General features: G+C 37.3%; 3 protein-coding genes and 1 pseudogene. 3 read left to right on the forward strand and 1 reads right to left on the reverse strand.

From position 1 onward, the window contains the following. The first annotated feature begins 358 nt into the window (after positions 1-358). The 3 genes from H5072_RS17510 (at position 359) to H5072_RS17520 (ending at position 1,203) form a co-directional block, all read left to right on the forward strand. Positions 359-571, forward strand: a complete 213-nt coding sequence (locus H5072_RS17510; RefSeq protein ID WP_004335175.1) for an EF-hand domain-containing protein — start codon at positions 359-361, stop codon at positions 569-571. 140 nt (positions 572-711) lie between these two features. Further along, the gene (locus H5072_RS17515) at positions 712-924 is read left to right on the forward strand and encodes a calmodulin (protein WP_004335174.1); all 213 of its coding nucleotides are present in this window, start codon (positions 712-714) and stop codon (positions 922-924) included. Between the two features lie 63 nt (positions 925-987). Continuing rightward, positions 988-1,203, forward strand: a complete 216-nt coding sequence (locus H5072_RS17520; RefSeq protein WP_182694279.1) for an EF-hand domain-containing protein — start codon at positions 988-990, stop codon at positions 1,201-1,203. Between the two features lie 81 nt (positions 1,204-1,284). Here the strand turns inward: H5072_RS17520 and trkA are convergent. Beyond that, positions 1,285-2,052, reverse strand: a pseudogene (gene trkA, locus H5072_RS17525) (Trk system potassium transporter TrkA); the annotation flags it as partial. Between the last annotated feature and the right edge of the window lie 126 nt (positions 2,053-2,178).

Genomic DNA, 2,178 nt, shown 5'->3' on the forward strand with positions numbered 1-2,178 from the left:
ACGTATTTTTTGTTATGGCTTGTTTTTTGTTGTTATAGCTACTTCGTTAAAATTAACCTTAATTATTTTTTAAAATCCCTCCTTTTATAGCTCTACATTTTAAAATGTATCTTTTTATATAAACATAACTAGTTGTTTTTAATGACTTTAGTTTTTCACCTCTAAAGCGTGTTGCGAAAAGGCAACAGTAATGACTCTGAAAATTCCTACTTATTGTACGTATTCTTTTTAACTTCTTGAAATTTAATGGCTTTTCAATGTTGGCATTTAAGTTGTAATAGTCAGGGTGTACTGAACGAAATCGTGATTCAAAGTGAAACACTTAATCGCACACACATAAATTTGAAGGATACATATTATGAAAAGCATTAATAAAACTTTAGCACTTATCGCTATTGCATCTTCTTCAGCCGCTTTTGCAGCAACAGATTTTGACACACTTGATGTAGACGGCAGTGGCACAATTAGCCAAGCAGAAGCATCAGTAGACGCAAAATTAATGAGCATGTTTTCTGAGCTTGATACTGACCAAAATGGTGAGTTATCAAAAGAAGAATTTTCAGAAGCTTAATTAAAAAGTATTTATCCTGAGTTGCCAAAGACAACCTAAGTAGGCAAGGGAGCTTACGAAAGAGGATAACAAGGAAGTGAAAAATTACGTTTTAAGTTAAACGAAGCAATTTTTTTGATAGAACATTGAAGGATTAAGTTATGAAACATTTAAATAAAGCATTAGCACTTATAGTACTAGCATCTTCTTCAGCTGCATTTGCAGCATCAGATTTTGACAGCCTTGATATCGATGGTAGCGGCACAATTAGCCCAAGCGAAGCGGCAGTCGATACCGATTTAATGGCTGAATTTATTGAGCTAGACACAGATGGTAGCGGCGAGCTTTCTAAAGAAGAGTTCGCTAATTACTAATTAAACATTTTTCACAGTCAGGGATCTTTGAAAAGGACTTCCCATATTACTAGGAATATTATTATGAAAACATTCAATACAACACTTGCAGTTATCGTTTTAGCATCTTCATCAGCAGCATATGCTGCAGTAGATTTTGCCTCTTTTGATGCAGATGGCGACGGTGCGATTTCAATGGAAGAAGCGAAGGTTAACCCTCAACTTGTGAAGATTTTTGATGATTTAGATACTGATGGAAATGGTGAAATCTCTAAAGAAGAGTTTTCAAAGGTACAGTAATCAATATTCGAAGATACTCCACTAAAGCCGCCTTAGTCAGCGGCTTTTTTGTATTTTAAATTAACTAATTAGCGTAACTAGTTAAAGGAATATAGCACTTACTTGGAATAGTTTTTCTACAACGGTAATATGTTTTTTGTCGATTAAAAACATAATGACATGATCGCCCGACATAATAATTGTATCATCGTGAGCTATCAGTACATCGTCATTACGTACTATTGCGCCAATAGTTGTACCCGCTGGAAGTTTTATGTCGGCAATCGCGCGACCAACAACTTTAGATGTGCTTTCATCACCATGAGCAACCGCTTCTATGGCTTCTGCCGCACCTTTACGCAGTGAATACACATTAACAATATCACCACGGCGTACGTGCGTTAATAACGCTGATATTGTTGCTTGTTGTGGCGATATGGCAATGTCTATTTCGCCGCCTTGTACCAAATCAACGTAAGCACCACGCTGGATAAGCACCATGGTTTTCTGTGCGCCCATACGTTTTGCAAGCATGGCTGACATAATGTTTGCTTCATCGTCGTTGGTTACGGCAATAAACACATCTACTTGTTCAATATGCTCTTCTGAGAGCAGTTCTTGATCAGATGCGTCACCACAAAAAACGACCGTGTTATCGAGCATTTCTGAGAGTTGCTCAGCACGTTCTTTACTGCGTTCAATTAGTTTAACGGTGTGGTTTTTTTCAAGTGAGCGGGCAAGGCCTGCCCCAATGTTACCGCCACCAGCTATCATAATTTTTTTGTACGAACGCTCAAGTTTTTGTAGCTCGTTCATTACTGCGCGTATATGTTTTGTAGCGGCAATAAAGAATACTTCGTCATCGGCTTCAAATTTGATTTTACAAAAGATGAATTCGAGCAAGTAGAAGCCTCCACACGGTGGTCGTTTAACTTAGAAGCTGCAAGTCATGATTCGTATATTGCAGTTAAGTATGAGTGAAGTTTTTAAATCTAT

Origin of the sequence: Pseudoalteromonas sp. SR45-5 (assembly GCF_014163565.1) — a bacterium.
In the GTDB taxonomy this organism is placed as follows: Bacteria; Pseudomonadota; Gammaproteobacteria; order Enterobacterales; family Alteromonadaceae; genus Pseudoalteromonas; species Pseudoalteromonas distincta.

What these genes read in the sequence shown, in the direction of transcription:
- H5072_RS17510 (WP_004335175.1), top strand. Translation starts at nt 359, where the DNA reads ATGAAAAGCATTAATAAAACTTTAGCACTTATCGCTATTGCATCTTCT.
- H5072_RS17515 (WP_004335174.1), top strand. Translation starts at nt 712, where the DNA reads ATGAAACATTTAAATAAAGCATTAGCACTTATAGTACTAGCATCTTCT.
- H5072_RS17520 (WP_182694279.1), top strand. Translation starts at nt 988, where the DNA reads ATGAAAACATTCAATACAACACTTGCAGTTATCGTTTTAGCATCTTCA.